General features: G+C 71.1%; 25 protein-coding genes. 17 read left to right on the top strand and 8 right to left on the bottom strand.

Translation table 11 applies throughout. The features are described from left to right. Positions 1–167: 167 nt before the first annotated feature. On the top strand, positions 168–1,142 hold the full coding sequence (locus IEY87_RS02460; protein ID WP_189136787.1) for an aldo/keto reductase: 975 nt from the start codon (positions 168–170) through the stop codon (positions 1,140–1,142). Positions 1,143–1,160: 18 nt separating this feature from the next. On the opposite strand, the gene IEY87_RS02455 is transcribed toward IEY87_RS02460, so the two are convergent. Further along, complete coding sequence (locus IEY87_RS02455) at positions 1,161–2,087, bottom strand: anti-sigma factor RsbA family regulatory protein (protein ID WP_189136786.1); 927 nt, start codon at positions 2,085–2,087, stop codon at positions 1,161–1,163. A gap of 181 nt (positions 2,088–2,268) precedes the next feature. On the opposite strand from IEY87_RS02455, the gene IEY87_RS02450 reads away from it, so the two are divergent. Then, positions 2,269–2,826 carry a DUF1707 SHOCT-like domain-containing protein gene (locus IEY87_RS02450; RefSeq protein ID WP_225276809.1) on the top strand — a complete coding sequence of 186 codons (558 nt, stop codon included), beginning with the start codon at positions 2,269–2,271 and terminating at the stop codon, positions 2,824–2,826. On the opposite strand, the gene IEY87_RS02445 is transcribed toward IEY87_RS02450, so the two are convergent. Then, positions 2,793–3,875 (bottom strand): aromatic ring-hydroxylating oxygenase subunit alpha, encoded by a 1,083-nt coding sequence (locus IEY87_RS02445; protein WP_225276889.1) that lies wholly within the window; start codon positions 3,873–3,875, stop codon positions 2,793–2,795. The two genes, IEY87_RS02450 and IEY87_RS02445, sit on opposite strands and share 34 nt — an antisense overlap. Positions 3,876–4,096: 221 nt before the next feature. On the opposite strand from IEY87_RS02445, the gene IEY87_RS02440 reads away from it, so the two are divergent. Together IEY87_RS02440 and IEY87_RS02435 are read left to right on the top strand one after the other, a co-directional pair. Then, complete coding sequence (locus IEY87_RS02440) at positions 4,097–4,468, top strand: DUF8711 family protein (RefSeq protein WP_189136784.1); 372 nt, start codon at positions 4,097–4,099, stop codon at positions 4,466–4,468. Between the two features lie 90 nt (positions 4,469–4,558). After that, on the top strand, positions 4,559–6,037 hold the full coding sequence (locus tag IEY87_RS02435; RefSeq protein ID WP_225276810.1) for a DUF2079 domain-containing protein: 1,479 nt from the start codon (positions 4,559–4,561) through the stop codon (positions 6,035–6,037). A 91-nt stretch (positions 6,038–6,128) separates the two neighbouring features. Here the strand turns inward: IEY87_RS02435 and IEY87_RS02430 are convergent, their stop codons facing one another. Further along, complete coding sequence (locus IEY87_RS02430; protein WP_225276811.1) at positions 6,129–7,319, bottom strand: glycosyltransferase family 4 protein; 1,191 nt, start codon at positions 7,317–7,319, stop codon at positions 6,129–6,131. A gap of 38 nt (positions 7,320–7,357) precedes the next feature. Here IEY87_RS02430 and IEY87_RS02425 point away from each other — a divergent pair, with 38 nt between their 5' ends. The 3 genes from IEY87_RS02425 (at position 7,358) to IEY87_RS02415 (ending at position 12,717) form a co-directional block, all read left to right on the top strand. Then, positions 7,358–8,176, top strand: a complete 819-nt coding sequence (locus IEY87_RS02425) for a PIG-L deacetylase family protein (RefSeq protein WP_225276812.1) — start codon at positions 7,358–7,360, stop codon at positions 8,174–8,176. Positions 8,177–8,214: 38 nt separating this feature from the next. Beyond that, on the top strand, positions 8,215–9,276 hold the full coding sequence (locus IEY87_RS02420; RefSeq protein WP_189136782.1) for a lysylphosphatidylglycerol synthase domain-containing protein: 1,062 nt from the start codon (positions 8,215–8,217) through the stop codon (positions 9,274–9,276). Positions 9,277–9,354: 78 nt separating this feature from the next. After that, positions 9,355–12,717: an ATP-binding protein gene (locus tag IEY87_RS02415; RefSeq protein WP_189136781.1), complete on the top strand. Its 3,363-nt coding sequence runs from the start codon at positions 9,355–9,357 to the stop codon at positions 12,715–12,717. Here the strand turns inward: IEY87_RS02415 and IEY87_RS02410 are convergent. Continuing rightward, the gene (locus IEY87_RS02410) at positions 12,686–13,210 is read right to left on the bottom strand and encodes a hypothetical protein (protein ID WP_189136780.1); all 525 of its coding nucleotides are present in this window, start codon (positions 13,208–13,210) and stop codon (positions 12,686–12,688) included. The genes IEY87_RS02415 and IEY87_RS02410 overlap by 32 nt on opposite strands. A 158-nt stretch (positions 13,211–13,368) precedes the next feature. On the opposite strand from IEY87_RS02410, the gene IEY87_RS02405 reads away from it, so the two are divergent. Together IEY87_RS02405 and IEY87_RS02400 are read left to right on the top strand one after the other, a co-directional pair. Next, a complete protein-coding gene (locus tag IEY87_RS02405; protein WP_189136779.1) occupies positions 13,369–13,869 on the top strand; it encodes a DedA family protein in 501 nt (166 codons plus the stop codon). Between the two features lie 248 nt (positions 13,870–14,117). Beyond that, positions 14,118–14,942, top strand: coding sequence for a D-alanyl-D-alanine carboxypeptidase family protein (locus IEY87_RS02400; protein WP_189136778.1), 825 nt, complete (start codon positions 14,118–14,120; stop codon positions 14,940–14,942). A gap of 96 nt (positions 14,943–15,038) precedes the next feature. Here the strand turns inward: IEY87_RS02400 and IEY87_RS02395 are convergent, their stop codons facing one another. Continuing rightward, positions 15,039–15,929, bottom strand: a complete 891-nt coding sequence (locus tag IEY87_RS02395; protein WP_189136777.1) for an alpha/beta fold hydrolase — start codon at positions 15,927–15,929, stop codon at positions 15,039–15,041. Between the two features lie 74 nt (positions 15,930–16,003). Between IEY87_RS02395 and IEY87_RS02390 the strand changes: the two genes are divergently transcribed. The 4 genes from IEY87_RS02390 to IEY87_RS02375 all read left to right on the top strand — a co-directional run bounded on the left by IEY87_RS02390 (position 16,004) and on the right by IEY87_RS02375 (position 19,432). After that, positions 16,004–16,576, top strand: coding sequence for a TetR/AcrR family transcriptional regulator (locus IEY87_RS02390; RefSeq protein WP_189136776.1), 573 nt, complete (start codon positions 16,004–16,006; stop codon positions 16,574–16,576). A gap of 174 nt (positions 16,577–16,750) precedes the next feature. Next, a complete protein-coding gene (locus IEY87_RS02385; protein WP_189136775.1) occupies positions 16,751–17,557 on the top strand; it encodes a sugar phosphate isomerase/epimerase family protein in 807 nt (268 codons plus the stop codon). A 23-nt stretch (positions 17,558–17,580) separates the two neighbouring features. Continuing rightward, positions 17,581–18,657, top strand: coding sequence for a Gfo/Idh/MocA family protein (locus tag IEY87_RS02380; RefSeq protein WP_189136774.1), 1,077 nt, complete (start codon positions 17,581–17,583; stop codon positions 18,655–18,657). A 49-nt stretch (positions 18,658–18,706) separates the two neighbouring features. After that, positions 18,707–19,432, top strand: coding sequence for a ThuA domain-containing protein (locus tag IEY87_RS02375; protein ID WP_189136773.1), 726 nt, complete (start codon positions 18,707–18,709; stop codon positions 19,430–19,432). Positions 19,433–19,455: 23 nt separating this feature from the next. On the opposite strand, the gene IEY87_RS02370 is transcribed toward IEY87_RS02375, so the two are convergent. The 3 genes from IEY87_RS02370 to IEY87_RS02360 form a co-directional block, all read right to left on the bottom strand. Next, the gene (locus IEY87_RS02370; RefSeq protein ID WP_189136772.1) at positions 19,456–19,719 is read right to left on the bottom strand and encodes a DUF4235 domain-containing protein; all 264 of its coding nucleotides are present in this window, start codon (positions 19,717–19,719) and stop codon (positions 19,456–19,458) included. Positions 19,720–19,840: 121 nt separating this feature from the next. Next, a complete protein-coding gene (locus tag IEY87_RS02365; RefSeq protein ID WP_189136771.1) occupies positions 19,841–20,668 on the bottom strand; it encodes a TrmH family RNA methyltransferase in 828 nt (275 codons plus the stop codon). Further along, positions 20,661–21,443, bottom strand: coding sequence for a DUF4184 family protein (locus IEY87_RS02360; protein WP_189136770.1), 783 nt, complete (start codon positions 21,441–21,443; stop codon positions 20,661–20,663). Before IEY87_RS02360 ends, IEY87_RS02365 begins: the two co-directional genes overlap by 8 nt. A 135-nt stretch (positions 21,444–21,578) precedes the next feature. Here IEY87_RS02360 and IEY87_RS02355 point away from each other — a divergent pair, with 135 nt between their 5' ends. From IEY87_RS02355 to IEY87_RS02340, 4 genes are all read left to right on the top strand, one after another. Next, positions 21,579–22,214 (top strand): cation diffusion facilitator family transporter, encoded by a 636-nt coding sequence (locus IEY87_RS02355; RefSeq protein WP_225276813.1) that lies wholly within the window; start codon positions 21,579–21,581, stop codon positions 22,212–22,214. Between the two features lie 234 nt (positions 22,215–22,448). Next, positions 22,449–24,134 (top strand): substrate-binding domain-containing protein, encoded by a 1,686-nt coding sequence (locus IEY87_RS02350; RefSeq protein ID WP_189136768.1) that lies wholly within the window; start codon positions 22,449–22,451, stop codon positions 24,132–24,134. Between the two features lie 144 nt (positions 24,135–24,278). Beyond that, positions 24,279–25,913 (top strand): sigma factor, encoded by a 1,635-nt coding sequence (locus IEY87_RS02345; protein ID WP_189136767.1) that lies wholly within the window; start codon positions 24,279–24,281, stop codon positions 25,911–25,913. 291 nt (positions 25,914–26,204) lie between these two features. Further along, positions 26,205–26,573 carry a hypothetical protein gene (locus IEY87_RS02340; protein WP_189136766.1) on the top strand — a complete coding sequence of 123 codons (369 nt, stop codon included), beginning with the start codon at positions 26,205–26,207 and terminating at the stop codon, positions 26,571–26,573. Positions 26,574–26,608: the final 35 nt, after the last annotated feature.

Genomic DNA, 26,608 nt, shown 5'->3' with positions numbered 1-26,608 from the left:
CCAGCGAGCCCTGGCAGATCCCCTAGTACTTCGGTCGTACGACCCCTTAAGGCACCTGTCTGACCTGCGTGAACACCGTCGACGGTGGGGAAGGCCCCCTCAGGGAGGGTAGGGACTTGACCTGGAGCGCGCTCCAGCACCGAGGCTTGGCACAGAAGGAGGCTGTAATGCGCAGGCGCACTTTGGGCAACGGCGGACCGCGGGTGTCGGCTCTCGGTCTCGGTTGCATGGGCATGTCCGAGTTCTACGGCCAGGGCGACGAGAAGGAGTCCATCGCGGTCATCCACCGCGCCCTCGACCTCGGCATCGACTTCCTCGACACCGCCGACATGTACGGCAACGGGCACAACGAGCGGCTTGTCGGCCGGGCCATCGAGGACCGTCGCGACCAGGTGGTGCTCGCCACCAAGTTCGGCATCAGGCGCGACGGCGGCGTCCGCACGGTCGACAACACCCCCGAGTACATCAGGGCCGCCTGCGACGCCTCGCTCCAGCGGCTCGGCGTCGACCACATCGACCTCTACTACATGCACCGCCGCGACGCCGGCGTGCCGGTGGCGGAGTCGGTCGGCGCGATGAGCGAGCTGGTGGCCGCTGGCAAGGTCAGATATCTGGGGCTGTCGGAGGTGAACGAGGACACCCTGCGCGAGGCCGTCTCCGTCCACCCGATCGCGGCTCTGCAGAGCGAGTATTCGCTGTTCACCAGGGATCTGGAGGCGCGGATCCTGCCGGCGGCCCGGGAGCTGGGCGTCGCGCTGGTGGCCTACTCGCCGATCAGCCGCGGCTTTCTGGCGGGCACCCTGCCGCCGGCCGACGAGATGCCCGATGACGACTTCCGCAAGCATCTGCCTCGCAACCAGGGCGAGAACGCCGCGCACAACGCGGCTCTGGTGGCGCGGGTCAAGGAGATCGCCAGGGAGGCCGGGGTGACCGCGGCGCAGCTGGCCCTGGCCTGGGTGCTGGCACAGGGCGACGACATCGTGCCGATCCCGGGCACCAAGCGGCTGAGGTATCTGGAGGAGAACGCCGCGGCGGCGTCGATCACGCTGACCGGCGAGCAGCTCGCCGCACTGGAGCGAGCCGTCCCTGCGGGCGCGGCCCGCGGCGGACGCTATCCAGACATGTCGCCCATCGAAACCTGACCTCGCAGGCCGGCCGGGTCAGCGCGTGGGGACGTCGAAGTAGGTGCGGATGACCGTGGCGCCGGCCTGGGTGTGCACCCGGACCAGGTCGCTGAGCAGGTTGACGATGAGCAGCCCGCGTGAGCCGGCCACCCGCGGATCGACCGGGTTGCGCCCGGCCAGCGGGTCGGTGATGTGGCCCGAGTCGCTCACCTCGCAGACCAGCCTGTCGTCCTCGGTCCAGATCCTGATCTGACCGGAGCCGCCACCGTGGTCGAGGCTGTTGGCGCCCAGCTCGGCGACCACCAGGCGGACGTCGTCGACCCGGACGGACCCGAAGCCCAGCTCGGTGGCGCGGTCGGCGGCCAGCGTGCGGACGTCGGCGAGATTGGTGCGGTCGAAATGGAGCGCCGCGCAGTCGGCGGGCTCGCCGAGCGGCCCGTTGTGCTCGTCGACGACCCGCTGCGGGGCGTAGTGGTCACTGACCCACTCGCCGGACCCGTCGCGCAGCACGGGGTGCGTGATCGCGGCCTCGTGAATGACCTCGGGATCGAGCCCCTCCAGATCGTACGGACACAGGATGGTGACGTGCCGGCCGGTGAAGGCGTAGTTGATCAGCGCCTCGTGCTGCGCGCACGCGGGGTATTCGGCCTTGGTGCGGCCCGGCCAGATCGGCTCGCCGATGATCCGCACATGCTCGTCGGGATGGCGGTCGGCGAACTCCCTGAGCACGCCGGGGATGATCCGCCCCGGGTTGCGACCGGCCTCGGTCATGTCGAGCAGCAGGACCCGCTCCGCCTGGGGGCCGAGCTCCTTCTCGATCAGCGCGAGGTTTCGGCCGGGAACCGCCACGGCCACGGGCTCACCGGCCGCGAGGCCCTCGCGGACGAAGCCGGTGGTGGCAGCCACATATTCCCGATCGCCTCTGTAGAAGAGTGCCGGGTGCGTGAACAGGTCCGCCAACATCGCTTACCACGCTACCCGTCCTTGAGGAGTTCAAGGCACACTGTTGGGTACCTATTCAATCGTGAAGACTCAACAGGTCGTCCAGCGCCCTCGGCCTCCCCGTCGGCCGCTCCCCCTCGATCTGCGTACGCCCACCGGTAAGTTGCTCCCGTTTTGAGACCCCTTTACCTATGCTCGATGTATGTCGGACATGCAGATCCGCGTCTCAGACGCGGATCGAGAGCGCATCACCCAGCGGCTCCAGCAGGCCTTCACCGAAGGCCGGCTGGACCACCTCGAGCTTGAGGACCGTCTGGGACAGGCGCTGACCGCGAAGGTCGGCGCCGATCTCACCAAGCTGGTCGAGGACCTCCCCGCCGCAACGCCATCGGCGGAGGAGGAAGCCGTCCTGCTGGAGACCGTGCACGACCACGTGAAGCGCACGGGCGACTGGGCCGTCCCCCACCGCCTGCGGATCGTCACCAAGCACGGCGGCGCCCACCTCGACTTCACCGAGGCGGTCGTCCCGCATCCGGTCGTCGAGATCGAGCTGGAGCTCAAGTACGGCTCCGCCAAGATCGTGCTGCCGGAGGGCGCCACCGCGAACATCGACGGCTTCCGCACCACCTACGGCTCGGCCTCCTCCACCGTGGCCGGCCGCCCCCGGCCCGGCGCCCTGCACGTGGTGGTGACGGGCGGGAGCAAGTACGGCCAGCTCGCGGTCCGCTATCCACGCAAGCGCTGGTTCACCCAGTCGTGAAAGGCGGAGATGTGGTGCTCACTGGGCACCAGCACGCCGCCCTTGCCGTACGCGCGTGACGACATGCCGGGCTGGGTCCGTTCGCAGGCGTCGAAGTCCTGCTCGTTGACCCGGTGGAACAACTCGACCGACAGCGACAGGTCGGCCCCCGACGCCACCACGTCGGGGTGGTAGAGCCAGTCGCACTCCACGATCGTGCGGTCGACGGCCAGCGGATACATCCGGTGCATGATCACATGGTCGGGGACCAGGTTGACGAAGACCTGCGGCTTGACGGTGATCGCGTAATAGCGCCGGTCCTGCTCCTCCGACACGTCGGGCAGCTTGCCGAAGCCGGGGCTGCCGTCCACCGTGAACCCCTCGACCCGCTGGGCGAACTCCGCCCCGTGGCCCACGTAGTACTGCGCGGCGTAACCTCCGGCGAACTCCGGCAGCACCGCGGTCAGCTCGGGGTGGATGGTGGCGCAGTGGTAGCACTCCATGAAGTTCTCGACGATGAGCTTCCAGTTGGCCCGCACGTCGTAGCGGATGCGCCGCCCGAGAGCCAGGTCGTCCACGTGGTAGTGCTCGATCGCGGCCAGGTCGCCCAGCCGTTCGACGGCCGCGTGCATCACCGTCTCCTCGAACGAGGGCGGCTCGTCGGCCAGGCAGACCCAGGCGTACCCCAGCCACTCACGCAGGCTCACGGGGATCAGGCCGTACTCGACGCGGTCGATGTCGGGCATCTTGACCAGGTTCGGGGCGGCCACGAGCGTGCCGTCCAGGTCGTAGGACCACGCGTGGTAGGCGCACCTGATGGTCCGCTTGACCTCGCCGTCCTCCTCCACGCACAGGCGCGCGCCGCGGTGCCTGCAGACGTTGAGGAAGGCCCGCAAGGCTCCGTCCCGGCCCCGGACGACGATCACGTTCTCCCTGCCCACCTGGACCGTCTTGAAGGCCCCGGGCTTGCTGAGCTGGTCCGATCGGACCGCGCAGAACCACAGCGCTTCGAAGATCTTCGCTTGCTCCTCGGCGAACACGGTCGGGTCGGTGTAGGAGCGTCCGGGCATGGTGGAGATCAAACTCGAAGTGCTGTCCAAGGGACACTCCTTGTTGCGTAATACGCACCGAGTTGCTCTATATGCGACATAGTCAGCTCGGCCCAGGAGGCTGTCAAGAGGCTGCATCCTTTTACGCGGACTTGATGCGGTTGGTGTTAGTGGGGTGCAAGCGGCAGTCAAGAACGCGGCCATACCGTCTCCTCGTCTCCCATCCAACGAAGGGCACGGAAATGACTCCCCCTCGCCGTCGCATCGCCATCGCGTTCGCGACGCTCACCCTCGCCGCAATGACCGCCGCCTGTGGCGCCATCGGAACCGCAGTGGACTGCAACACCGCGGCTCAAGAGGCCAGCAAGATCACCACCGACTGGTCCAGCGCGGTCACCAAGAGCGCGACCGACCCGGCGGCCATCGAGAAGGCCTCGCAGGACGCGGCCACGAAGACCAAGGATCTCGCGAGCAAGCACGACGGTGAGATCGCCGCCGCGCTGAACGACCTCGCCGCCGGCTTCGACAGCATGAAGGGCGACATGACCAACGTCAGCACCTTCACCACGAAGATCCAGGACTTCCAGACCAAGATCACGAGCGCCTGCTCCTGATGAGAGCCCGGCGGCCGCTCCGCCTGCGGGGGGCAGGACGGTGCGGCAAGCCGGGGCGGCTTTGATGGGAAATCGGTAGTGTGGCTGCACGTGAAGCGGGACGCGCCGGCGGCGCCATCCGGGGTGCCTGGCGCCGCCCCCGCCGGCCGACCGGCCGTGCTCAGCGGACATCGCCCGCGCGTCGGACTCATCTGCCTGGTCGCGGCCGCCGCCTACGCGGCGATCGGCCTCGTCAAGCTGGCCACCTACCGGGCCTCCACCGTCGACCTGGTCATCGTGGATCAGGCGGTACGCAACTACGCCGCCTTCCGGCCTCCGTACGTGCCCGTCATGGGGGCGTGGCACGACCGGGGGCTGGACTACCTTCAGCTGGCCGACCACTTCTCGCCCGTCTACGCCCTGCTGGCGCCGTTCTACTGGGTGCATGACGGGCCGGAGTCGCTGATCGTCGCGCAGGCGCTGCTGCTCGCGGCGGCCGTCCCGTTCGTCTGGCTGTACACCCGGCGGGTGCTCGGGACCGCCCCCGCCTACCTGGTCGCGGTGGCGTTCGCGCTGTCGGGGCCACTCGCGCAGGCGGCCTCGTTCGACGCGCACGAGGCCATGTTCGTGCCGCTGCTCTCCGCGATCATGATTGAGCGCTACCAGGCGGGCAAGACGCTGCCCGCCTTCCTCGCCATGTTCGCCCTCCTGCTGGTCAAGGAGGACATGGGGCTCATGGTGATCGGCTTCGGCGGCTACCTGTTCTGGATCGGCGACCGCCTGCGCGGCGTGTGCTGCGCCCTGGTGGGCCTGGGGGGGCTCATGGCGGCGCGTGGCGCGATCATCCCCATGCTGGGCGGCGACACCCGGGACACCTGGGCCTATGGCCACTTCGGCGCCGACCTGCCGGGCGCGCTGCTCGGGATGGCGCGCGACCCCCTGGCCACGCTGCTGCTGCCGTTCAGCGACGAGGCGAAGGTCGACACGCTGTTCCTGCTGGCCTGGCCCACGCTGCTGCTCTGCCTGCTGTCGCCGCTGACGCTGGTGGCGCTGCCGCTCGTGCTGGAGCGCATGCTGTCGGACCGGCACCTGTGGTGGCAGTCGGACTTCCACTACAACGCGTTCATCGTGGTGGTCCTGTTCTGCGCGGGTGTGGACGGACTGGCCAGGCTGCTGCGCCGGCTCGGCCGGGGTGAGGACCGCTCCCTCAGGCTGACCTGGGCGGTGGCGGTCGCCGCCGTCGCCCTGACCCTGGTCCCCCGCTTCGGCCTGGACCAGCTTTACCATCGCGACTTCTACCGGGGAGACCCGGTCAAGACGGCCGCCGCCGCCGCGGCCGTCGCCAAGATCCCCTCGGGGGTGACGGTCGAGGCGGCGAACTCCCTCGGCCCCGCGCTGACGGGCCGCACCACCGTCCTGCTGTGGACCGGCCGCCCGAACGGCGCCGACTGGGTGGTGGCCGACACCTCCCGCTGGGAGTTCCCCTTCGGCGGGCCGGAGGAGCAACTCGCCCAGGTGGACCTGCTGCTGTCGGAGGGGTACGCCAAGGTCTTCGAACGCGACGGCTACGTGGTCCTCCACCGCTCCTGACCCAATCCGGCGCGCCCGAGTAGGCGGGATCTCTCACGCGCTCCCGCCGCGCGCTGGACCTCCTACGCGTCTCCACCGCGCGCCGGACCTCCTACGCGGTTCCGGCGGCGGCTTGGGCGTAAGCCCGGTCGAAGCCTGCCAGGACCGTCGGCCACGCGCCCGCGGACGGTGTCGTGGCGCGGTTGTGCGCGGTGATGCGCTCACGCAGGCCGGTGTCCACGCAGAGCCTGGCCACCGCCTCGGCCAGCGCGTCGAGGTCGCGGCCGAGCAGGCCCTCGGTGCCGTGCGCGACGAAGTCCGCGACGCCGCTCTGCGCCCGCGCGACCACCGGCAGCCCGGCCGCGCGGGCCTCCAGGGCCGCGATGCCGAACGACTCGCGCGGCGCGGGCGCCACGAAGACGTCGGCCGACTCCAGGACCTTGGCGATCTGCTCGCGGGTGTAGCGGCCGGGCAGCGAGACCCAGTCGGTCATGCCGTGCCTGGCCAGATAGCGCTCCATGGAGCCGCGGGCCGGCCCGTCGCCCACCACGGTGACCCGCAGCGGGACGGCCGCCGGAACCCGGGAGCGCACCGAGGCCAGCAGCTTGAGCAGGCGCACGGGCTGCTTGCGTGGCGCCAGACGCCCCACCGCCACCAGGTGCACACCGTCGACCGGCGGGCTGACCGGGCCCTCGTCGAGGGCGTCGGCGGAGGGCCTGGCCGGGGTCCCGGCCGTAACGGCAGGGGCCTCGTCAGAGGTTTGGGCACAGGGCCTGGTCAGGGGTTCGGTGGGGGTGTGGCGCCAGCCGGACAGGTCGAGGCCGTTGGAGACCACGTGGACCGGCACCCGGGGGCCGGCGATCGAGCGGATGGGGACGGCCGCGGCGTTGCTGACCGTGGTGGCCACCAAGGACCACCGCTGCCAGCCGTACCCGAGTCTGAGCAGCCGGTAGAGGGCGCGGGTGAGCGGATCCCACATGCTGTGCACGGTGACCACGCACGGCAGCCCGGCGCGCACGGCGGCACGCACCCCCATCCAGGCGAACGGCGAGACCGCCCCCATGTGCACGTGCACCACCTCGGGCCGCGACAGCGCCAGCCGCCGCGTGAGATGGCTCACTCCGGCGGGGTGCACGGGCAGGTCGAAGGGCATCCGCGCGACGATCCGATGCACGCCGGGCAGCGGCTCCCCTCGGGTGGCGGTGGCCACCTCGACCTCGTGACCGGACTCGCGCTGCATCCGGACGAGATCGGCCACCTGCACCTCGATCCCCCCGAGTCTCGGCAGGTAACAGTCACTCACGTGAAAGATCCGCACCCCTCCCAGACTAATCTGGCCCTGTGCCTCCACGTACCGCTGTGTTCTTCCACGCTCATCCCGACGACGAGGCCCTGCTGACGGCGGGCACGATGGCCATGCTCGCGTCCGAGGGGCACCGCGTCGTGCTGGTGGTGGCCACCGCCGGCGAGCGCGGCCTGGCCGAGATGAGACCGGGCGAGGCGCTCGGCGAGACCCGGATGAAGGAGCTGTACGAGTCGGCCGCCGTGCTCGGCTGCGCCCGCGTGGAGTGTCTCGGCTACGGCGACTCGGGGCTCAGCCCGCAGGGCGGCGTGGCCGACGAGCGCCCCGACAACGCCTTCATCGACGCCGACTCCGAGCAGGCCGCCCAGGCGCTGGCCGCCATCCTCGAGGAGGAGAACGCCGACCTGCTGTCGATCTACGACCCGGCCGGCGGCTACGGCCACCCGGACCATGTGCAGGTGCACCGGGTCGGCAAGCGGGCGGCGCAGATCGCGGGCACGGAGATCGTCCTGGAGGCGACGGTCAACCGCGACCCGCTGGTCAAGCTGCTGAGGATGGCGGGCCGGGTCTACCGGTTCCCGCCGGAGTTCGACGTACGGACCTTCGAGAGCGCCTATTCGTCGAGCGAGACGATCACGCACCGGGTCAACGTGCGCAGGTTCGCCAGGCAGAAGCGGGCCGCCATGGCCGCGCACGTCTCCCAGGCCAGCGGCGGCGAGAGCGACCGCACGCTGGCCGTCATGCTGAAGGTCCCCGGCCCCGTCTACCGTCTGGTCTTCGGCACCGAATGGTTCGTCCGCCGTGACCTGCCGCCCGGCACTCGGCTGGATCATCCTTTCGACCGATGGCCGAAATAGCGCGCAGGAAGGGCTCCGCGCCCGACAGACTGGAAGCGATGAAGAACAAGTGGCTGCAGGGCGCACTGTCCGTCCTGTCCCTGGGTCTGGCCGTGCTGCTCGTGATCTATCTGCCGCAGATCGTGCGGACGCTCACCGGCAAGCCCGTCTCCTGGAGTGAGATCGGGGCCGTGTTCGGCGGGCTGGGGGCGGGCACGATCGCGGGGATGGCCGCGCTGTGGTTGCTGAGTCTGCTGGCCTACACGTTCGTGCTGACCGGCTCGCTGCCCGGGCTGAACAACCTCCAGGCGCTCACCCTCAACGCCGCCGGCAGCGCGGTGAGCAACCTGCTGCCGTTCGGCGGCGCGGCCGGGGTGGCGCTGACCTTCGCGATGACCAGGGGCTGGGGCTTCGCCAACCGGCCGATCGTGGTCATGACCCTGGTCAGCGGCATCTGGAACACACTGTTCCGGTTCATCCTGCCCGCTGTGGGGATCATCGGGCTGCTCATGGCGGGGCAGGTGCCCGACCGGACGGTGGCCAACGCCGGCTGGGTCGGCGCGGTCTCCATCCTGGGCCTGTGCGCGCTGGTCGCGGCCGCTCTCTACTGGGACCGCGCCGCCAACGCCCTGGGCGCCGGGCTGGACTTCCTCATGCGGCTGGTCCGGCTGAAGGTGCGGCCGTCGGCGGCCTTCCACCGGCTGCGGTCCGACACCGCCGAGATCGTCAGGACCCGGTGGGGGCGGCTGTCGCTGGGCATGGCGGGCTTCCTGGGGCTCCAGTGGGCGATCATGGTCGCCTGCATGGTCGCCACCGGCGCCTACCCGGGGCTGGCGCAGTCGATCGCCGTCTTCGCCCTGTCCCGGGTGCTCACCTCCGCCCTGGTCACGCCCAGCGGCGCGGGGATCATGGAGGCCGGGGTGGTCTTCCTGCTCACCAGCGCCTTCGGCATGGCGGCCGCTCCGGCGACCGCGACGGCACTGCTCTTCGGCTTCTGGACTTACACTGTCGAGATCCCGTTCGGCGGCCTCGCGCTGGGCGCGTGGGCGCTCCTGCGCAGGCGCAACGGCCGCGGTGCCGCCGCAACGCCATCATCGACGATCTCGAAGGCCCCCCAGTGACTATCCCGAACCTAACCAGCGATTATCGACCATGGGCCTTGTGCGTGATTCGGAAGCACGCATAGCGTGGCGGCTGACATGGTGGCGTTCCGAGTTCTGGGGCCAGTCGAGGCGTACGAAAACGACGAACTCGACCTCGGCGGGTTGCGGCAGCGCGCCGTCCTCGCCCGGCTTCTCGTGGCCAGGGGTCAGGTCGTGCCCGTGGACACGTTGCTGTACGACCTGTGGGCCGATGACACCGCCAAGGGCGCGCAGTCGGGACTGCAGGTCTACATCTCACGACTGCGCCGGGTGCTGGAGCCCGGCCGCCCGCGCGGCGGCCCCAACCGGCTGCTGGTGACGGTCGCCTCCGGCTACGCGCTGCGGGTGGCGGCCGACCAGGTGGACGCGCTGCGGTTCGAGCAGCTCGTCAGGGCCGCGGGCGAGCACCTCGAGGAGGGCGACCCGCACTCCGCCCGAGGCCGCCTGGAAAAGGCGCTGGGCCTGTGGCGCGGCACCCCCTACTCCGACTTCGCCGACCAGCAGTGGGCCGAGGCCGAGGTCAACCGGCTGGCCGAGATGCGCCTGGTGGCGCGCGAGCGGCACGCCGACACCGGGCTGCGCCTGGGCATGCACGCCGAGACCGTGCCCGACCTGGAGGCGCTCACCACCGAGCATCCGCTGCGCGAGGAGGGGTGGCGGCTGCTCGCCCTCGGCCTCTACCGGTGCGGCAGGCAGGGCGACGCGCTCGCCGCGCTGCGCAGGACCCGCGCCATCCTGGCCGACGAGCTCGGCATCGACCCCGGCCCCGCGCTGCGCAAGCTGGAGTCCGACATCCTCTCCCAGGCGCCGGAGCTGGAGCTGGCCGCGCCGCCGCGGACGTCACGCCAGGTCCCGGCCGCCGACACCTGGCCGCCCAGGCCGGCCACCCCGGTCGAGCCGCCGCCGCTGGACCCCGAGCCGTTCGTCGGCCGTGACACCGAGCTGGCCAGGCTCACCACGACCGCGGCCCGCACCGGCCGGTTCCAGGTGGCGATCGTCACCGGGGTGGCGGGCGCCGGCAAGACCACCCTGCTGCGCCGGCTCGGCCAGCAGCTCACCGCCGACGGCTGGATGGCCGCCTCCGGCGCCTGCCCCGACTCCAGCGCCACCCCGCCCGGCTGGGCCTGGGTGGAGATCCTGCGCACGCTCGTGGCCGGCACCGGCGCGGGCGAATACTCCCAGCTGCTGGCGCCGCTGCTCGACGACGCCGCGCCGGACCCCGACGACGACGAGGTGTCGGGCGGGTTCCGGCTGCACCGGGCCGTCGGCGGCTACCTGGCCGGCGTCGCCCGCCGGGCGCCGGTCCTGCTGACGCTGGAGGACCTGCACTGGGCCGACGACCAGACGCTGGCGCTGCTGCGCGCGCTGCCGAGCCTGCTGGCCACCAGCCGGGTGCTGCTCGTGGTGACGTGCCGGGAGAGCGAGCTCGACGACCGCCAGGCCGACGTGCTGGCCGCCCTGGCCCGGCTCGGCCCGGTGCGCGTGGGCCTGTCCGGGCTGGAGCCCAAGGCGGTGGCCGAGCTGGTCCGGGCCACCTGCGTGCGCGAGATCGAGGAGGACGCGGTCGAGTCGATCGTGGAGCGCACCGGCGGCAACCCGTTCTTCGTCCGCGAGACCGTACGCCTGCTCGACGCGGAGGGCGCGGCCGATCGGGCGAGCGCGGCCGAGGTGCTGTCGAGGGTGCCGTCAGGGGTGCGCGACGTGCTGCGGCGGCGCATCTCCCGGCTGCCCGCGGGCGCGCAGCAGATCCTGCTGCAGGCCGCCGTGATCGGCCGGGACGTGGACGTGGACGTGCTGGTCGACGTGGCCGGCGACGAGGACGCGGTGGTGGAGGCGGTCGAGGCCGCGCTGCTGGCGGGGCTGGTGACCGAGCCGGGGCCGGGGATGCTCCGGTTCGACCATGACCTGGTGCGCGACACCATCTACTCCGACGCCTCCCGGCTGCGCCGTACCCGGCTGCACGCCGCCGTGGCGGCGGTGATCGAGCGGCGGGCGCCGTCCGACGTGGCCGCGCTCGCGCACCACTACTTCCTCGCCGACGCCGCCGAGAAGGCCGTTCACTACGCCGGACTGGCGGCCGAGCAGGCCGAGCGGCGCTTCGCGCACCGCGAGGCGGCCACCCTCTGGGAGCAGGCCACCGCCGCGTTCGACCGCACCAGCGGCGGCACCAAGCAGCGGCTGCAGCTCATGCTGCGCCGGATCAAGGCGCTGGCGCTGTGCGGCGACATGACGGCGGCCAGGCTGCTGCGGCGCGAGGCCATGGACGCCGCGCTGCCGCTCGGCGACCTGGAGCTCACCGCACGGGTGGCGGCGTCGCTGGCGGTGCCGCACAAGGGCATCGCGCGCGACTTCACCCGCACCGCGTGGGAGATCGTCGACGTCACCGAGAAGGCGCTGATGGAGCTCCCCGAGGGGGAGCAGTCGCTGCGCGCCAGCCTGCTGACCACGCTGGCGCTGGAGCTGGAGGGCTCCTCCTCGCCAGAAAGGGGCCGCCAGGCGTCCCTGGAGGCGCTGGAGGTGGCCAGGCAGAGCGGCGACCCGGTGCTCATCGCCGTGGCGCTGAGCGGGCGGTTGCGTCAGTCCTACGACATCCCGGCCGTCGACACCCGGGAGAGCATCGGCCGCGAGCTGCTGGACGTGGCGCAGCGCTCCGGCCAGATCGCCACCCAGGCGCTGGCCCATCTGGTGCTGCTGGAGTGCGCGGCGGCGCGCGGCGAGTTCGCCGTCGCCGACGAGCACGCGGCCGCGGCGGACCAGCTGGCCAGACAGTACGACCTGCCCGCGCCGGCGGCCGTGCACGCCTGGTACTCCGGGCAGCGGCAGATGATCGCCGGCGACTACGCCGGCGCCGAGCGGGCCTACCGGGACGCCGCCAGGATGACCGCGCGGGCGGGCATGCTGGAGGGCCGCCAGGACCTGCCGCTGATCGCCGCGTTCTGCCTGCACCTGGTGTCGGGGCGGGCCGCCGAGATGGTCGACGTGCTCGCCGAGGCGCACCAGCGCGGCGCCAAGTGGACGCTCGACGCCTACGCGCTGGCGCTGGCCTCCGCCGGTCACGTCCCCGACGCCAAGGCGGTCGCCGCCGTGCGCCCGCCGGTGCGGCCGGACTTCCTGTACGAGCTCGCCATGACCTGGCGGGCGCTGGCCGGGATGCTGCTGGACGACCGGGAGCGGATGGTCGACTGCTACGACAAGCTCAAGCCGTTCGCCGACCGCATCGCGGGCGCCGGGACCGGGGTCGTGGCGCTCTGGCCGGTGGCGCTGACCCTGGGCGACCTCGCCGTACGCCTGGATCTGCCGGACGCCGCCCGTGCCCACTACGACAAGGCGCTGGAGGTGGCCCAGCGGGTCGGGGTGCCGCGGTGGGTGGAGGCGGCGCGGCGCTCGGTCAGCAACTCACCTGGAAGCGATCGCTCTTGACGGTCCTGCGGCCTTCGGCCTTGAGCTCGACGCGGTACCACCCGGGGTTCGCGGAGATCGCGTAGGCCCACTCGGCGCTGTGCTCGTCACCGGCGAAGCCCGAATAGTCCACCAGGTAGGTCTTCCAGGTGTTGGTGCCGGGGTTCCAGCGCGCCAGCCGCCAGTTGTAGGAGACCGTCTCGTTCGGCTCCGGGTTGACGATGAGGCTGCGGGCCAGGAACGTCTTGAGGCAGTTCGGGCCGGTGGTCTGGGTGCCGATGGCGATCCGGCCGGCCTCGGCGGCGGGCTCCGAGCGCTGGGCCGCGGTCGCGACGACGGGCAGTTCCTGGGCCGTCAGGCTCGCGGTCGGCGTGAGGGTGGGGGTGGGGGTGGAGTCGGCGGTGCCGTAGGCCGACAGTCCGACGTAGGCTGCGGTGAAGGTGAGCGCCGCCACGAAGAACTTGGCCGCGCTCGCCGAGCCGCTGGCCAGAATCGTGCTACCGGTCTTCGCCATGATCTTTACCCCTCTTCGCTCATATATAGGGATAAGGCAGAGTGGTTGAGCACGGCTTGTCACGCGGTTGCACCACTTGCAGGCCGGTATGGCGGCCGCTTGCACGGTGAAATAAGGTAAGGCTGACCTAACAGACCGACTGGGAGGAGTAGGCACGAATGCGGCACCTCCCGCTCGCCGTCCCTGCCCCGGCCGACCCCTTCCTGCTCGGCCTGCCCTACTGGCTGGTCGGCGCCGTGCTGATCCTGGCGCTGTTCGGCGCGTTCCAGATCTACTACTGGGTCGGCCGCGCGCTCGGCGAGAAGATGTACGACTCCCGCCTCGGCCTCAAGGTGGGCCGGGAGCGGATCGAGAAGGTCGAGCGGGTCGTCGAGAAGTGGGGGGCGTTCGCCGTCTACGGCTGCTTCTGGGTGCCGATGCTGCGGCACACACTGCCGTGGGTGGCGGGGGCGTTGCGGGTGTCGTACCCGTGGTACGTCGTGGCCAGCGCGCTCGGCTGCCTGACCTGGGCGCCGCTGTGGTGGTTCGGCCTGTGGGGCTGGCTGCACCTGGCGGTCCGGTCGCCGATCACGGCCGGGGCCGTGGCGGTCGTGGTCGTGGCGGGGATCGTCATGCTCACCGTCCGGCGCAGGAGGAAGCGTGAGTCCCTCGCCGCTTGACGCGAGCCCCTCATTGACGCGGGCCCTCGCCGCGTGACGCGAGCCCCTCGTTGACGCGGGCCCTCGCCGCTTGACGCGGGCCTCCCTTTCGCTCCTTGACGCGTCAACACCCTCTAGATATGCCCGTTTTGCCCTATTTATCCTCCTTTTACCGTCCCTAGGGCGTTGTTTTTCTCGCCGCGCCGCATGTTCGACATCCGGCCGCTTGCCGGGATGCCACCATGTTCGGCATGCGTATTGCCGGTTTCATGAGCTCTGCCGTTCTCGCCCTGCTCATCGGGGTCTCCTCGGCCGCTCCCGCGACCGCGGCGGACGCCCCGGCCGTGGGAGCCAGGACGGCCTACGTGGTCGACTCCCAGGGAACGATCCACTACGACAAGCGCGCCACGGCCCGCGTCCCGATCGCCAGCCTGGTCAAGGTGATGACCGCCTACGTGGTGCTGCGCGAGGCCGAGCCGGGCGACATCGTCAGGATCACCGCCGAGGACGTCCGCTACGCCGCGAAAGGGGGCGCCGCCACCGCCTCGCTCAAGGCAGGCGAGCGGTTCACCGTCAGGGATCTGCTGTACGGCCTCATGCTGCCGTCCGGCGCGGACGCCGCCAACGCCCTGGCCCGCACGTACGGCCCCGGCAAGCCGGGCTTCGTCCGCAAGATGAACGCCACCGCTCGTGAACTGGGCCTGGACGGCACCCGCTACACCAACGCCGACGGCATGCCCACCCCGTCGCAGGGCGGCTACTCCACCGCCGCCGACCAGGCCAGGCTGGCGCACGTAGCGATGTCCGACCCCACGTTCGCGGCCGTCGTCGGCACCCGGACGCACGTGGTGCGCAAGACCGCCGTGCACCGCGCCCACACCTGGCGCAACACCAACAAGCTGCTGACCCGCGCGAAGGGCGTGCTGGGCATCAAGACCGGCTACACCCGCGCGGCCGGCTACTGCCTGCTGTTCGCCGGTGAGCGCAACGGCAGGCTGGTGGTCGGAGTGCTGCTGAACGACCAGGACGCGCGCCGCTTCAGCACCGCCGAGCGCCTGCTCGACCACGCCGGCGACCAGATCGCCTACAGCTGACGCCTCTCAGCGCCACACCCCGGCCGGCCTCGGCAGATCCGCCGCCGGTCCTGGCGGTCCCGCAGAGGCCGCCGCCCGGCGCCGGCACTCTCGTCGTCAGGGCGTCTCTTCCAGCCGCGCCCCGCCGAAGTCCAGGACGCGCTCGCTGACCAGCTCGGGAACCTCCTGCGGGACGCCGTGCCCGACCCCCGGCACGACCTCGGCCCTGCGCAAGGAGCCGATCAGGCGGGCGCGGGCGAGCGCACTCGCCGGTCGCAGCATCCTGCTGCGACCGCCGAGGATCACCTGCGTGGCCACGGTCACTGCCCGCAACTCCTCGTCGGTGTACGTCCTGGCGGGCGTACGGTTCGGCCGGAAACTGCGCACCCCGAGCAGAACCGGGGCCATGATCTCGGGCCGTTCGACCAGGCCGGCGTCGGCGAGCAGGCGTGCCAGCCGCGGCTTCCACGACGCCGGCGCCTGAGTCGCCAGCAGGCTCGCGAACAGACCGAGCAGAAATCTCGCCGGAATCCGCTGCAGCCCTCCCGGGTCGACCAGGGTCAGCGCCGACAGCCTGCCGCTCCCGCGCACGGCCAGGCCGAGCGCCAGCCAGCCGCCGTAGGAGTGGCCGACCAGATGGACGTCGTCGAGATGGAGACCGGCGAGCACCTCCTCCAGCCAGGCGCCGGGGTCGGTGAGCGGGGCGGTCTGGACGCTGCCGCCGGGGTCGGTGATGGTGTCGATGGCGTACACACTCCGGTGCCGCCCGAGCCGGGAGACCAGGCCGTACCAGGTGGAGGCGTTTCCGCCGTGGCCGTGCACCAGGACGATCGGGCGGCCCTGCCCGGCGCCGTGGCGGTAGACCCGGGTGACGCCGTAGGAGGTGTCGATGTCCAGTGCCTCGCGGTCATCCGGCCAGAGGGTCATGGCGCGCTCGTACGCCACCCCGAATGCCTGCCTGGCCTCTTCGCTGGTGAACCGGCCGATCCCGCCGCGGCTCCCGCTCATATGCCCTCCTAGTAATACAGATGTATAGGGTACAGTTGTACCAATTGTTCGGCCGCCTCACAAGGGAGCTTCGTATGGCCCGCAGCGCAGACCGCGAGCAGCGCAGGCGTGACATCGCCGACGCCCTGTTGCGGGTGGCGGGCGAGCGAGGGTTGCACGCCGCGACGATGCGGGCGGTGGCGGCCGAGGCGGGCGTGTCCCTCCATCTGGTGCAGCACTACTTCGACACCAAAGAGCAGCTCATGTCCTTCACGCTGCAGCGTCTGGCGGAGCTCATGCGGGACCGGATCAGAAAGCGGGCAGCGGGCGTCACCGGGCCCCGGGGCCTGGTTGAGGCCATCCTGGCCGAGGCGCTGCCCACGGATCAGGACAGCCGTATCCATCACCTGGTCTACACGTCGTACGCGATGCTGGCGGTGACCGATCCCGGCGTCGCCGCCCATCCGTTCCTGGCGGCGCCGAACGCGATGGAGTCGTTCATCGCCAAGCAGCTCGCCCAGGGACGGCCGGACATCGACCCCGGCGTGGAGTCCGCCGCCCTGCTGGCCATGTGTGCCGGGCTCGGCGCGGGTGTGCTGGCCGGGCAGCGCAGCGCCGAGGACGCCATGGCCATCCTGCGCCACCAGCTCGACCGGATCTTCGAGTAGTCGTACTGAAATTTCAGTGAAAAGTGGTGGACCACGGCCCATAGGTGTCACCCCAGGCCGCCGTCAAGTGGCGTGGCAGGCAGGAAAATCGCCCATCGCAGCCCATTGACCTCATGAGTGGTACGTCATAGTTTCACTGAAATACCGCGAAAAATGCCGTTCACGAGGAGACGTGTGAACACGATCGCGTTCATGGGCGCCAACTACGTCACCAGAGAGACCGACTACCGCATGCCCGCGGCCGGCTGGGGTGCGGCCGACCGGGTCACCAACGAGCGGTTCGCGCCGCTCGACGGGTACGCCGAACGGTTCGGGCAGATCGTCTCGGAGGTCGAGGAGCTCGGCTTCGACTCGATGGACGTCTGGACCGCCCATCTGAACCCGCGATGGGCGACCGACGAGCATCTCCGGATCGCCGCCGGGCTGCTCGCCGAGCACCAGCTCACCGTGCCCAGCCTGGCCGGGTCCGCCGGGGCCGACCTGGACTACTTCCGCGGCCTGTGCCGGATCGCCCGCGCCGTCGGCGCGCCGGTCATCGGCGGCATGGCGCCCGTGCTGGCCGCCGACCGGGCCGGGGTGGTGGCCGCGCTGGAGGAGTACGACCTGGTGCTCGGCGTGGAGAACCACCCCGAGCGCACCCCGCAGGAGTATCTGGAGGCCATGGGCGACCCGGCCGGCGGCCGGATCGGCGCGGCGCTGGACACCGGCTGGTTCGGCACGCACGGCTACGACGCCGCCGACGCGATCGAGGCGGTCGCCGACCGGCTCAAGCACGTGCACATCAAGGACGTGGCCGCCCCCGGCGGGCATGACACGGTGTCCCTCGGCGAAGGCTGTGTCCCGGTGCGGCGATGTGTGGAGGTGCTGCGGCGGATCGGCTACGCGGGCACGATCAGCATCGAGCACGAGCCGGAGGACCGCGATCCGGTCCCGGAGGTTCTCAGGTCACGAGAACTGCTGCGCGAGTGGCTGGCCGCCTGAGCCGCCGAGAAGGGATCTCCATCGTGACTTCCGAGACCACCGGCGTGGCCATCGTCGGCTGCGGCAACATCGCCCAGGCTTACGCCCGCCAGCTCGCCGGCTTCCCCGAGATCGACCTGCTCGGCGTACAGGATGTGGACGCCGGGCGGGCGCGAGCGCTCGCCGCCGCGCATGGGGTGCGCGTCTACGGCTCCCTGGCGGAGCTGCTGGCCGACCCTGGCGTCGAGATCGTGGTGAACCTGACGGTGCACCGCGCCCACTACGAGGTGATCCGCCGCTGCCTGGAGGCGGGCAAGCACGTCCACAGCGAGAAGCCGCTCGCCCTGACGCACGAGGAGGCGGCGGAGCTGGTCGAGCTGGCGGACAAGCGCGGGTTACGGCTCGGCGGCGCGCCCGCGACCTTCCTCGGCGAGGCCCAGCAGACCGCTCTGAAGCTGCTCCGCGAGAACGCCGTCGGTCAGGTCAGGCTCGTGTACGGGGAGGTGAACTGGGGGCGGATCGAGGTCTGGCATCCGGATCCGGTCGGCTTCTACGAGGTGGGGCCGCTGTTCGACGTGGGCGTCTACCCGCTGACGATGACCACGGCCGCGCTCGGCCCGGCCCGGCGCGTGCAGGCGTTCGCCTCGATCGTGCGGCCGCAGCGGGTACGGCTCGACGGCACGCCGTTCACCCTCACCACCCCCGACTACGTCGTGGCCGACGTGGAGTTCGACGGCGGCGTGCGGCTCCGGCTGACCTGCGACTTCTACGTCGACAACCACAACACCCACCAGCACGGGCTGGAGTTCCACGGCGACGACGGGTCGCTGCTGCTGCACAGCTGGCAGAACTTCGACTCCGTCCTGGAGATGTCCGCCTTCCGCGAGGAGTTGCGGCCGGTGCCGCCGGTGCGGGAGCCGTACGCGGGGGTGGAGTGGGGCCGGCCCGTACGGGACCTCGCGGCGGCGATCCGGGAGGAGCGGCCGCACCGAGCCACCGGGGCGCAGGCCGCGCACGTGGTGGAGATCCTCTGCGCCATCCGCGCGTCCTACGAGACGGGCAGGCCGGTCGACCTCGTCTCGTCGTTCGTCCCGGCGGCGCCGATGGAGTGGGCGCTGTGACGGGGTAAGTCGCACAGGAGGAGAGAGCCGCCACCCGGAGGGAGCGCACATGCCGATCAGGGTCACTGTCTGGAGCGAGAACTACCACGAGCCACGCGAGCCGGACGTGCGCCGGCGTTATCCGGACGGCATCCACGGCGCGATCGCGGCCGGGCTGGCCGAGCGGCTCGGCGAGCGCGTCCGGGTGCGCACCGCCGTGCTGGCGGACCCCGAGCACGGCCTGTCGGACAAGGAGCTCGCCGACACCGATGTGCTGACCTGGTGGGGGCACATGAGCCACGAGGACGTGGCCGACGAGGTGGTGGCGCGGGTCCGCCGGCGCGTGCTCGGCGGCATGGGCCTGCTGGTGCTGCACTCGGGGCACTACTCGAAGATCTTCCGCGCCCTGATGGGCACCACCTGCAGCCTCAACTGGCGGGACGCGGGCGAGCGGGAGCTGGTCTGGACGGTGGCTCCCGGCCATCCCATCGCCGCGGGCGTCCCGCACCCGCTGATCATCGGCGAGCAGGAGACGTACGGCGAGCCGTTCGGCATCCCGCAGCCCGACGAGCTGGTCTTCATCAGCTCCTTCAGCGGCGGCGAGGTGTTCCGCAGCGGCTGCTGCTACCGCCGGGGCAAGGGCAGCGTCTTCTACTTCAGCCCCGGCGACCAGAACTACCCCGTCTACCACAATCCCGAGGTACGCCGCGTGCTGGCCAACGCGGTGCTGTGGGCCGCCCCGGCCGGCGGGGTCGGCGAGCCGCTCGACAACGCGCACACCCCGATCCGATGGTAGGGGATCCGGTAAGCGACGGCCCGTCAGCCGCCGGCGCGGCTCTCGATCGCCCGATGCCGGAAGGTCCGCGCGCTGGCGCGGTGCACGGCGGCCTTGACCACGCCGAAGATCGCACCCTGCACCCCCGCGGCGACGAGGACCTCCGTCCAGCCGCGATCCATATCCTCCGCGTCCGGCGCGTCGTCCTCACCGGACGACAGCATCCACAGCCTCCTGAACACCGCGGTCGCCAGCGCGCCGCTGAGCACGCTGATCCCCAGCGACGTGACCTTCTGCACAGGGTGCATGTCCTCTCCTCCCGGTCCGGCCGTCCCTGTACGCGCACACGGGTGTGGTCCAGGGGCGGTCGACATGCCCTACCCCATCCGCCGGAGATAATCACGAACCCGAAAAGGCCGCACCGCGAAGTCAGCTCTCCTGGTGGGACAGGTCCGCCGACCGCATCAGCCCGTGGCAGGCGATGGCCGCCGCCGCCACGACGTTCAGGGAGTCGACGCCGTTGGCCATCGCCGACGGGCTCATCGGGATGCACACCGGCTCGTCGGCCTCGTGCAGCCACCGCGACGACAGCCCGTCCCCCTCCGCCCCGAGCAGCAGCGCCACCCGGTCGCCCATCTTCACCTGGTCCAGCGCGGTGGCCGACTGGTCGGGGGTGAGGGCCAGCGTCTGGAAGCCGGCTCCGCGCAGCTCGTCCAGGCCGGTGTACCAGTTGTCCATGCGCGCGTACGGGATGGAGAACACCGCCCCCATGGAGACCTTGACCGCCCGCCGGTAGAGCGGGTCGGCGCAGCGCGGGGACAGGATGACGCCGTCCACGCCCAGCGCGGCGGCGCACCTGAAGATCGCGCCGACGTTGGCGTGGTCCACGATGTCCTCCAGGACCACGACGCGGGCGGCGGGGTCGAGGACGGTCTCGGTCGAGGGCAGGGGCAGGCGTTCCATGGAGGCCAGGGCTCCCCGGTGGACCTGGAAACCGGCGACGCCCTCCATGGTCTCGTCGCTGACCACGTACACGGTCGCCGGGCCGAGGACGTCGGCGAGGGAGGCCACCCAGCGGCGGGTGGTCAGGACCGAGCGGACGGGGTAGCCCGCCGCGATGGCGCGCCTGATCACCTTCTCGCCCTCGGCCACGAACAGGCCGCGCTCGGCTTCGAGGCTCTTGCGGAGCTCGACGTCCCGCAGCCGGGTGTAGTCGGCGAGCCTAGGGTCGGCGGCGTCCGTCAGATGTTCAAGCACCTTCCGATACTGCCATGAGCCGCCTGACCTGCCAGACGGCCGCGTAGCAGGCGAGCACCAGGCACAGGCCGATGACCGTGCCCGCGCCGACCTTGGTGATCACGCTGGCCAGGCCGAAGGCCGGGTTCGGCTCGTCCACCAGGGGCCAGAGGAAGGCGCCCGCGATGACGCCGGCCGAGCCGCAGGCGACGACCGTGCCGCGGACCCGGGCGGAGGTCCGGAACCGGCCGGGCACCGGGCTGGGCGGCATGGCGCTCAGCCCGCGCCAGGCCCACCGGACCACGAGCGCCAGGCCCACCGCCGAGGAGATGTACTGCAGAAGACGGAAGAGGGGCAGCACGCCGAAGAGCATGACCCCGAGCCAGCGGCCCCACTCGGCGGCGGCGGTGGAGTGCGTGAAGGAGTCCCACAGGACATGGCTGGCGGCGCCGATCAGGCCGCCCGCCACGATGGCCGGCAGGCTGCGCGCGAGGTGGCCAGGGGAGGGCCGCAGGGTGACGGCGCGACCGGCCAGCGCGGGCGGCAGCAGCGACAGCAGCGGGTCGCGGATGAGGCCGTGGAACAGGACGAGCAGGACGAGGACGGCGGCCAGGTCCACGGTGATCACGCCCTGCCAGGAGTGCCAGTCGCTGTAGTCGGGCAGGAACGGCAGGAAGATCGGCAGGTCGGGGACCATCGCGCCGATGGCCAGCGCCCATGGATCCGCGAACCGGCGCAGGCGCGGCGACGACATCAGTGGCAGCACCGCCGCGATGTGGCTGGGCGTGAACGGCATCGGCCCCCGCTTCTCCCCGTAGTGATCATTTAAGCCTACCCATTCTTTGCCGTCGATCCCTAAGCGTCACAATTAGTGATGGGTAGATTACTTATCGCTGTCGACGGCCGGAAGGCGGGAATGCGGAGGTTCAAGGTGCCTGAGCAGCGCGTTCATGCGCATCCGGCCGCGTCAGCCGAATGGTTCAGGGCCGCCCGCCTGGCGCGGTCGCTGTCGTTGGCCACGCTGGCCTGGCTGGCCGTGGAGAGCACGCTCGGCCTGGCGGCGGGGCTGTCCGCGCACTCCGTGGCCCTGATCGGGTGGGGACTGGCGGCCCTGGTCGAGGCGGCGGGGAGCCTGATCGTGCTGTGGCGGTTCACCGGGGCGCGCACGCTGTCGCCGCACGCCGAGCACCGGGCGCGCCGGGCGATCGCGGTGAGCTTCTGGCTGCTCGCCCCCTATCTGATCATCCATGTCTGGTACGACCTGGACGTCGGGCACCGGGCGGCGCCGACCGTCCTCGGCATCGTGGTGACCGCGTTCAGCCTGGTCAGCATGCCGATCCTGGGGACCGTCAAACGGCGGCTGGCCAGGCGGCTGGCCTCCGGGGCGACCGCCGGCGAGGCCACTCAGAACTTCATGTGCGGCGCGATGGCGGCCGGGGTGCTGGCCGGACTGTGGCTCAACACCATCGGATGGTGGTGGGTGGATCCGATGATGGCGGTGGCGCTCGCGGTGGTCTCGATCCGAGAGGGAACGCGCGCCTGGCGTGGTCACGGATGCTGCCATTGACCGTAACAATGGGTTATCACTGCACCAAAAGGGCTGTTTTGCCACAGCAAGCGTTCCGAGTATCGTTCCCCGAGTATCGCGGAGCATCTCCGGCTGTGTTCACCGGAAGGTCTCGAAGCCACCAGATCACACCAAGAGGACATTGTGGGGCGACACCGCACAGACGAGTTCGATGGCGGCTACCAAGCCCAGGATCCTGCCCCTCGCCGGCGCCCGCGCGCGGGGCGCGGCCGGGTGCTCGTTCCGCTGGCGGGAGCCGTGGCGCTCGCCATGCTGCTCGGTGTCGCCGCGTTCGTGATTTTCAATCGGGAGCATGACTGCTCAGGCGGGAAACTGCCGCTCCAGGTCGTGGCGACGCCCGACATCCAGCCGTCGCTCACCAAGATCGCGGATACGTACAACAAGGCCCTGCACTCGATCGACGGCAAGTGCGTCGAGGTCGCGGTGGCCAAGCAGACCGCGGCGAGGACGGAGAACTCGCTGGTCGCCGGCAAGTTCGCGGCCGACGTCTGGGTGGCCGACTCCAGCCTCGTGGTGAACCGGGCGCGCAACCATCCCTCCGGCGCGGTCTCGCTGCCCGAGTCCGCCGGCTCGATCGCCACCTCGCCCGTGGTGCTGGCGGCGGCCAAGTCCGCGGCGGCCAAGCTCGAAGGCAGCCTCAAGCCGAGCTGGTCGAGCATGGTGGCGGCGGCCAACGTGGCGAACGTGGACGGCCCCGGCAAGAAGGTCCGGGTGCTGGCCCTCGACCCGCAGAAGAACTCGGCGGGACTCGCCGCGCTGCTGGCCGCGGCGGGCACCGCCAAGGCGGCGAAGCAGGACAAGGCCCTGGTGGGCGCGCTCAAGGAGCTCGCGGGGCAGCTCGTCTCCGACCCGAGCGCGCTGCTGGCCAGCCTCACGGTGAAGGGCGGCAGCAAGATCCCGCTCGGCGTCACGTCCGAGCAGGCGATTCACGCTCATAACGCGAAAAAGCCGGAAACGCCGGTCGTGGCGCTCTATCCCGGCGAGGGCACGCTGAGCCTCGACTACCCCGTCACGGTCGTCACCAAGGATCCCGAGGTGCTGAAGGCCGCCGCCGCCTTCAGTAAGGAGCTCACCACGGAGTCCGCGCAGCGGGTGCTGCGCGGCCAGGGTTTCCGCGGCCCCGACGGCGATGCGGGCGAGGTCCTGACGACGGCCAAGGGCTTCACCCCCAGCCCTCCGAAGGCGCTGCCCGCCCCCGACGTCAAGACCGTGGCCACCATGACCCAGACCTGGACCCGGCTGAACCTCGGCACCCGGCTGCTCACGCTGCTGGACGTCTCGGGCACGATGGCGCTGCCCGTCCCCGGCACGAACCTGACCCGCATGCAGGCCATCAGCAAGATCGCGACCGAGGGCCTGAGCCTCTTCCCCGCCGACTCCGAGATCGGCGTCTGGAAGTTCTCCACCCACCTCGACGGGCGGGGCAAGGACTGGCAGGAGGTCGTCTCCGTCGGCCCGCTCACCGAGAGCGTCAACGGCGTGCTGCGCAAGGACGCGCTGGCCCGCCAGATGGCCACCGTGCAGGCCAAGGCCACGGGCGACACCGGCCTGAACGACACGCTCAAGGCCGCCTACACGGAGATGACCTCGACCTACCAGCCCGACAAGATCAACACTCTGCTGATCCTGACCGACGGCGCCGGCAACGACGACCCCGACGGCGGGGTCACCAACGCGCAGATCCTGACGTACCTCAAGAAGGCCTACAACCCCCAGCGGCCGGTGAGCATCCTGCTCATCGCGTTCGGGCCGGAGGCCCAGTCGGGCAAGCGGCAGATGGACGCGGTGGCCCAGGCCACCGGCGGCGAGGCCTACATCGCCAAGGACCCGCTGGAGGTGCGCGACTTCTTCCTGCAGGGCATGGAGCGGCGCCTCTGCTCCCCCAACTGCGACGGCTGATGCCATCAGTCACATCTGACCCAGTTTTCCCTGGTCAATGCCTGTTCGGCATGATCTAAGCGCGCATGTCAACCCGCCTGCCGCAGGCGGCGTCCTTAACCCCGTGGGGACGCCGAAGTCCTGCGACCTGCGGGGAGGAAATTCGTGCCTGGATGGCCGACCGTCACGCGCGCCGACGAACAGGAGCTCGTCAAGGCGCTGCGCCGCGCCGACGCGGGTGCCCCCGACAGGCTGTACGGCGCGTACGCCGAGCGGCTGTTCGACTACGCCTCCTCACTGCTCGGTGACCGGGACGGCGCGGCCGACTGCGTGCACGACGCCCTGGTCACCGCTCAGGGGTGCGTCCACCGGCTGAAGGACGCGGGCAGGCTACGCGCCTGGCTGTACGCGCTGACCAGGTCCCAGGCGATGGCGCGGCTGGGACACCGCGGCCAGGACCGGACGCCCCCGCCGATGCTGGAGGACCCGGCGGATCCGGAGCTCGCGGAGCTGGTCCGCGAGACGCTGGGCGAGCTGGGCAGGAACGCGCGTGAGGTGCTGGAGCTGTCCCTGCGCCACGGGCTGACGGCGGCGGAGGTGGGCTCGGTGCTGGGGCTCACCTCGCGGCAGGTCGCCGGCCGGTCGGGCCGGGCCCGCGACCACCTGGAGCTCGCCGCCGCCGCCGTGGTGCTGGCGCGGACGGGGCGGGCGCACTGCCCGGACCTGTCGGCGATGGTGGACTCCTTGGAGGGGCCGCTGAGCCCGATGCTGCGCCGACGGCTGTCCGGCCACATCAGGCGCTGCGAGGTGTGCACCGAGCGGCGCCACCGGCAGGTGTCGGCGGGCCGGCTGCTCACCCTGGTGCCCGTGCCGCTGCCGCCGCTCTCGCTGCGCGGCAGGGTGGTCGAGACCTGCGTGGACCCCGGACTCGACCAGACCCGCACGATGATCACCGACCGGGGCGACGACTTCGACCGCGCCGGTTTCCCCGTCGCGCGGGAGGAGCGCCCGCGGCGCCGGGGCCGGCGCCGGCTCGCTCCGGTGGTGCTGGCCGGCGCGTGCGTGCTCGCCGGGACGAGCGTGGTGATCGTGCTGAACGCCCAGGAAGGCGCCAGGAGCGCGCTGCACGTGCCGCCGAGCCCCGGTCCGACCGGGGACGAGGACTACGCCCTCCAGAGCCCCGAGGGCACGCCGAGCACCGAGCCGCTCGCGGAGACCGAGCCTCCGGTCACCCCCGCGGACGACGTGCCCACCGCGACGCCGAGCAGGAGGGTCGCCGTCACCGCCGCGACCACCAGGCCACCGGCCGGGCCCACGCCGACCCGCCGGCGAGCCGTGCCGGCCGCCCGGCTCGCCGTCCGGTGCCCGTCCGCGATCGAGGACACCGCCAAGGTGGGCCTGCGGGCCCGCAACGCCACCGTCACCTGGAGCGCGGCCGCGTCGAGCGGCCTGGCCGTGTCCCCAGCGACCGGCTCGGTCAAGGCGGGCCGGTCGGTGGTGATCTCGGTCACCGTGGACGACCCCGGCACCGCCGGCAGCGGCACGGTCTCGTTCGACTCCAACGGGGGCGACGCGACCTGCTCGCTGTCGTGGCGCGGCGACGATCCGCAGCCGCAGACCCCGCCGTCCGACGAGCCGGACCCGGACCTGGATCCGACCGGGACGCCCAGCGTCCGCTCGGAGACCACCGCGCCCACGGGCACCCTGGACACCGCCCAGGACAGGGCTCAGGAGACCGCCCAGAACACCGCCCGGGACAGCGCCGACGCCCAGTCGTCGCACGCGACCACCGATCAATGATCGGCAACGGACGGCAAAGCGCTTATAGATACTGATTTACGCGACATCGGGGTATGTATCGGGCCCCAGGTCGCTACGTATGCGACAAGTAGGGCATCCTGGGGTGCTTGGGAAGCACATCGGGGGACCGGAGCCGTTTTTCCATGTGTTGAACACCACATGAAAAAACCCGCTCACCGGTAAACCCGAGGACGTCGCCAAGCGTCGGCGTTGACGTACACGCGCGAAGATTGATCCCATGAATATGATCGATCGTCGTGACATCCAGCCGGACCGGGAGAGAGACAGTAGATGCTCAAGCACCGCAGAGCGCTCACGTGGCTGCTCGCGCTCGCCTGCATCGCGGGAGCGGTGATCGCGCTGTTCGACATCGACACGCCACTGCGGCCGCTGCTGATCTCCCTGTTCCTGCTCGTGGTGCCCGGATCCGCGGTCGTGGGACTGTTGCGGGATCGTGATCCGCTTGCAGCACTATCGGTGGGAGCGGCGGCGAGCCTCGTCATCAACGTGCTCCTCGCCCAGGGAATGCTGCTTGCCAACGCGTGGTCGCCGCGGGCCGGGGTGGCCACGGTCGCCGTGCTCGGCGGGTTCATGTACGTGCTTCGGGTGCTGTATCGGGGGAAGAACATGCAGACCGAACAGGGGGCCAGGGCAAGGTGAAGATCAACGTCATCCGCCCAGGAGAGCTAGGCGCT

Source organism: Nonomuraea glycinis (genome assembly GCF_014646515.1).
Taxonomy (GTDB): Bacteria; Actinomycetota; Actinomycetes; order Streptosporangiales; family Streptosporangiaceae; genus Nonomuraea; species Nonomuraea glycinis.
The sequence above is the reverse complement of the archived record's forward strand: the minus strand, read 5'-3'. Positions and strand labels throughout refer to the sequence as shown.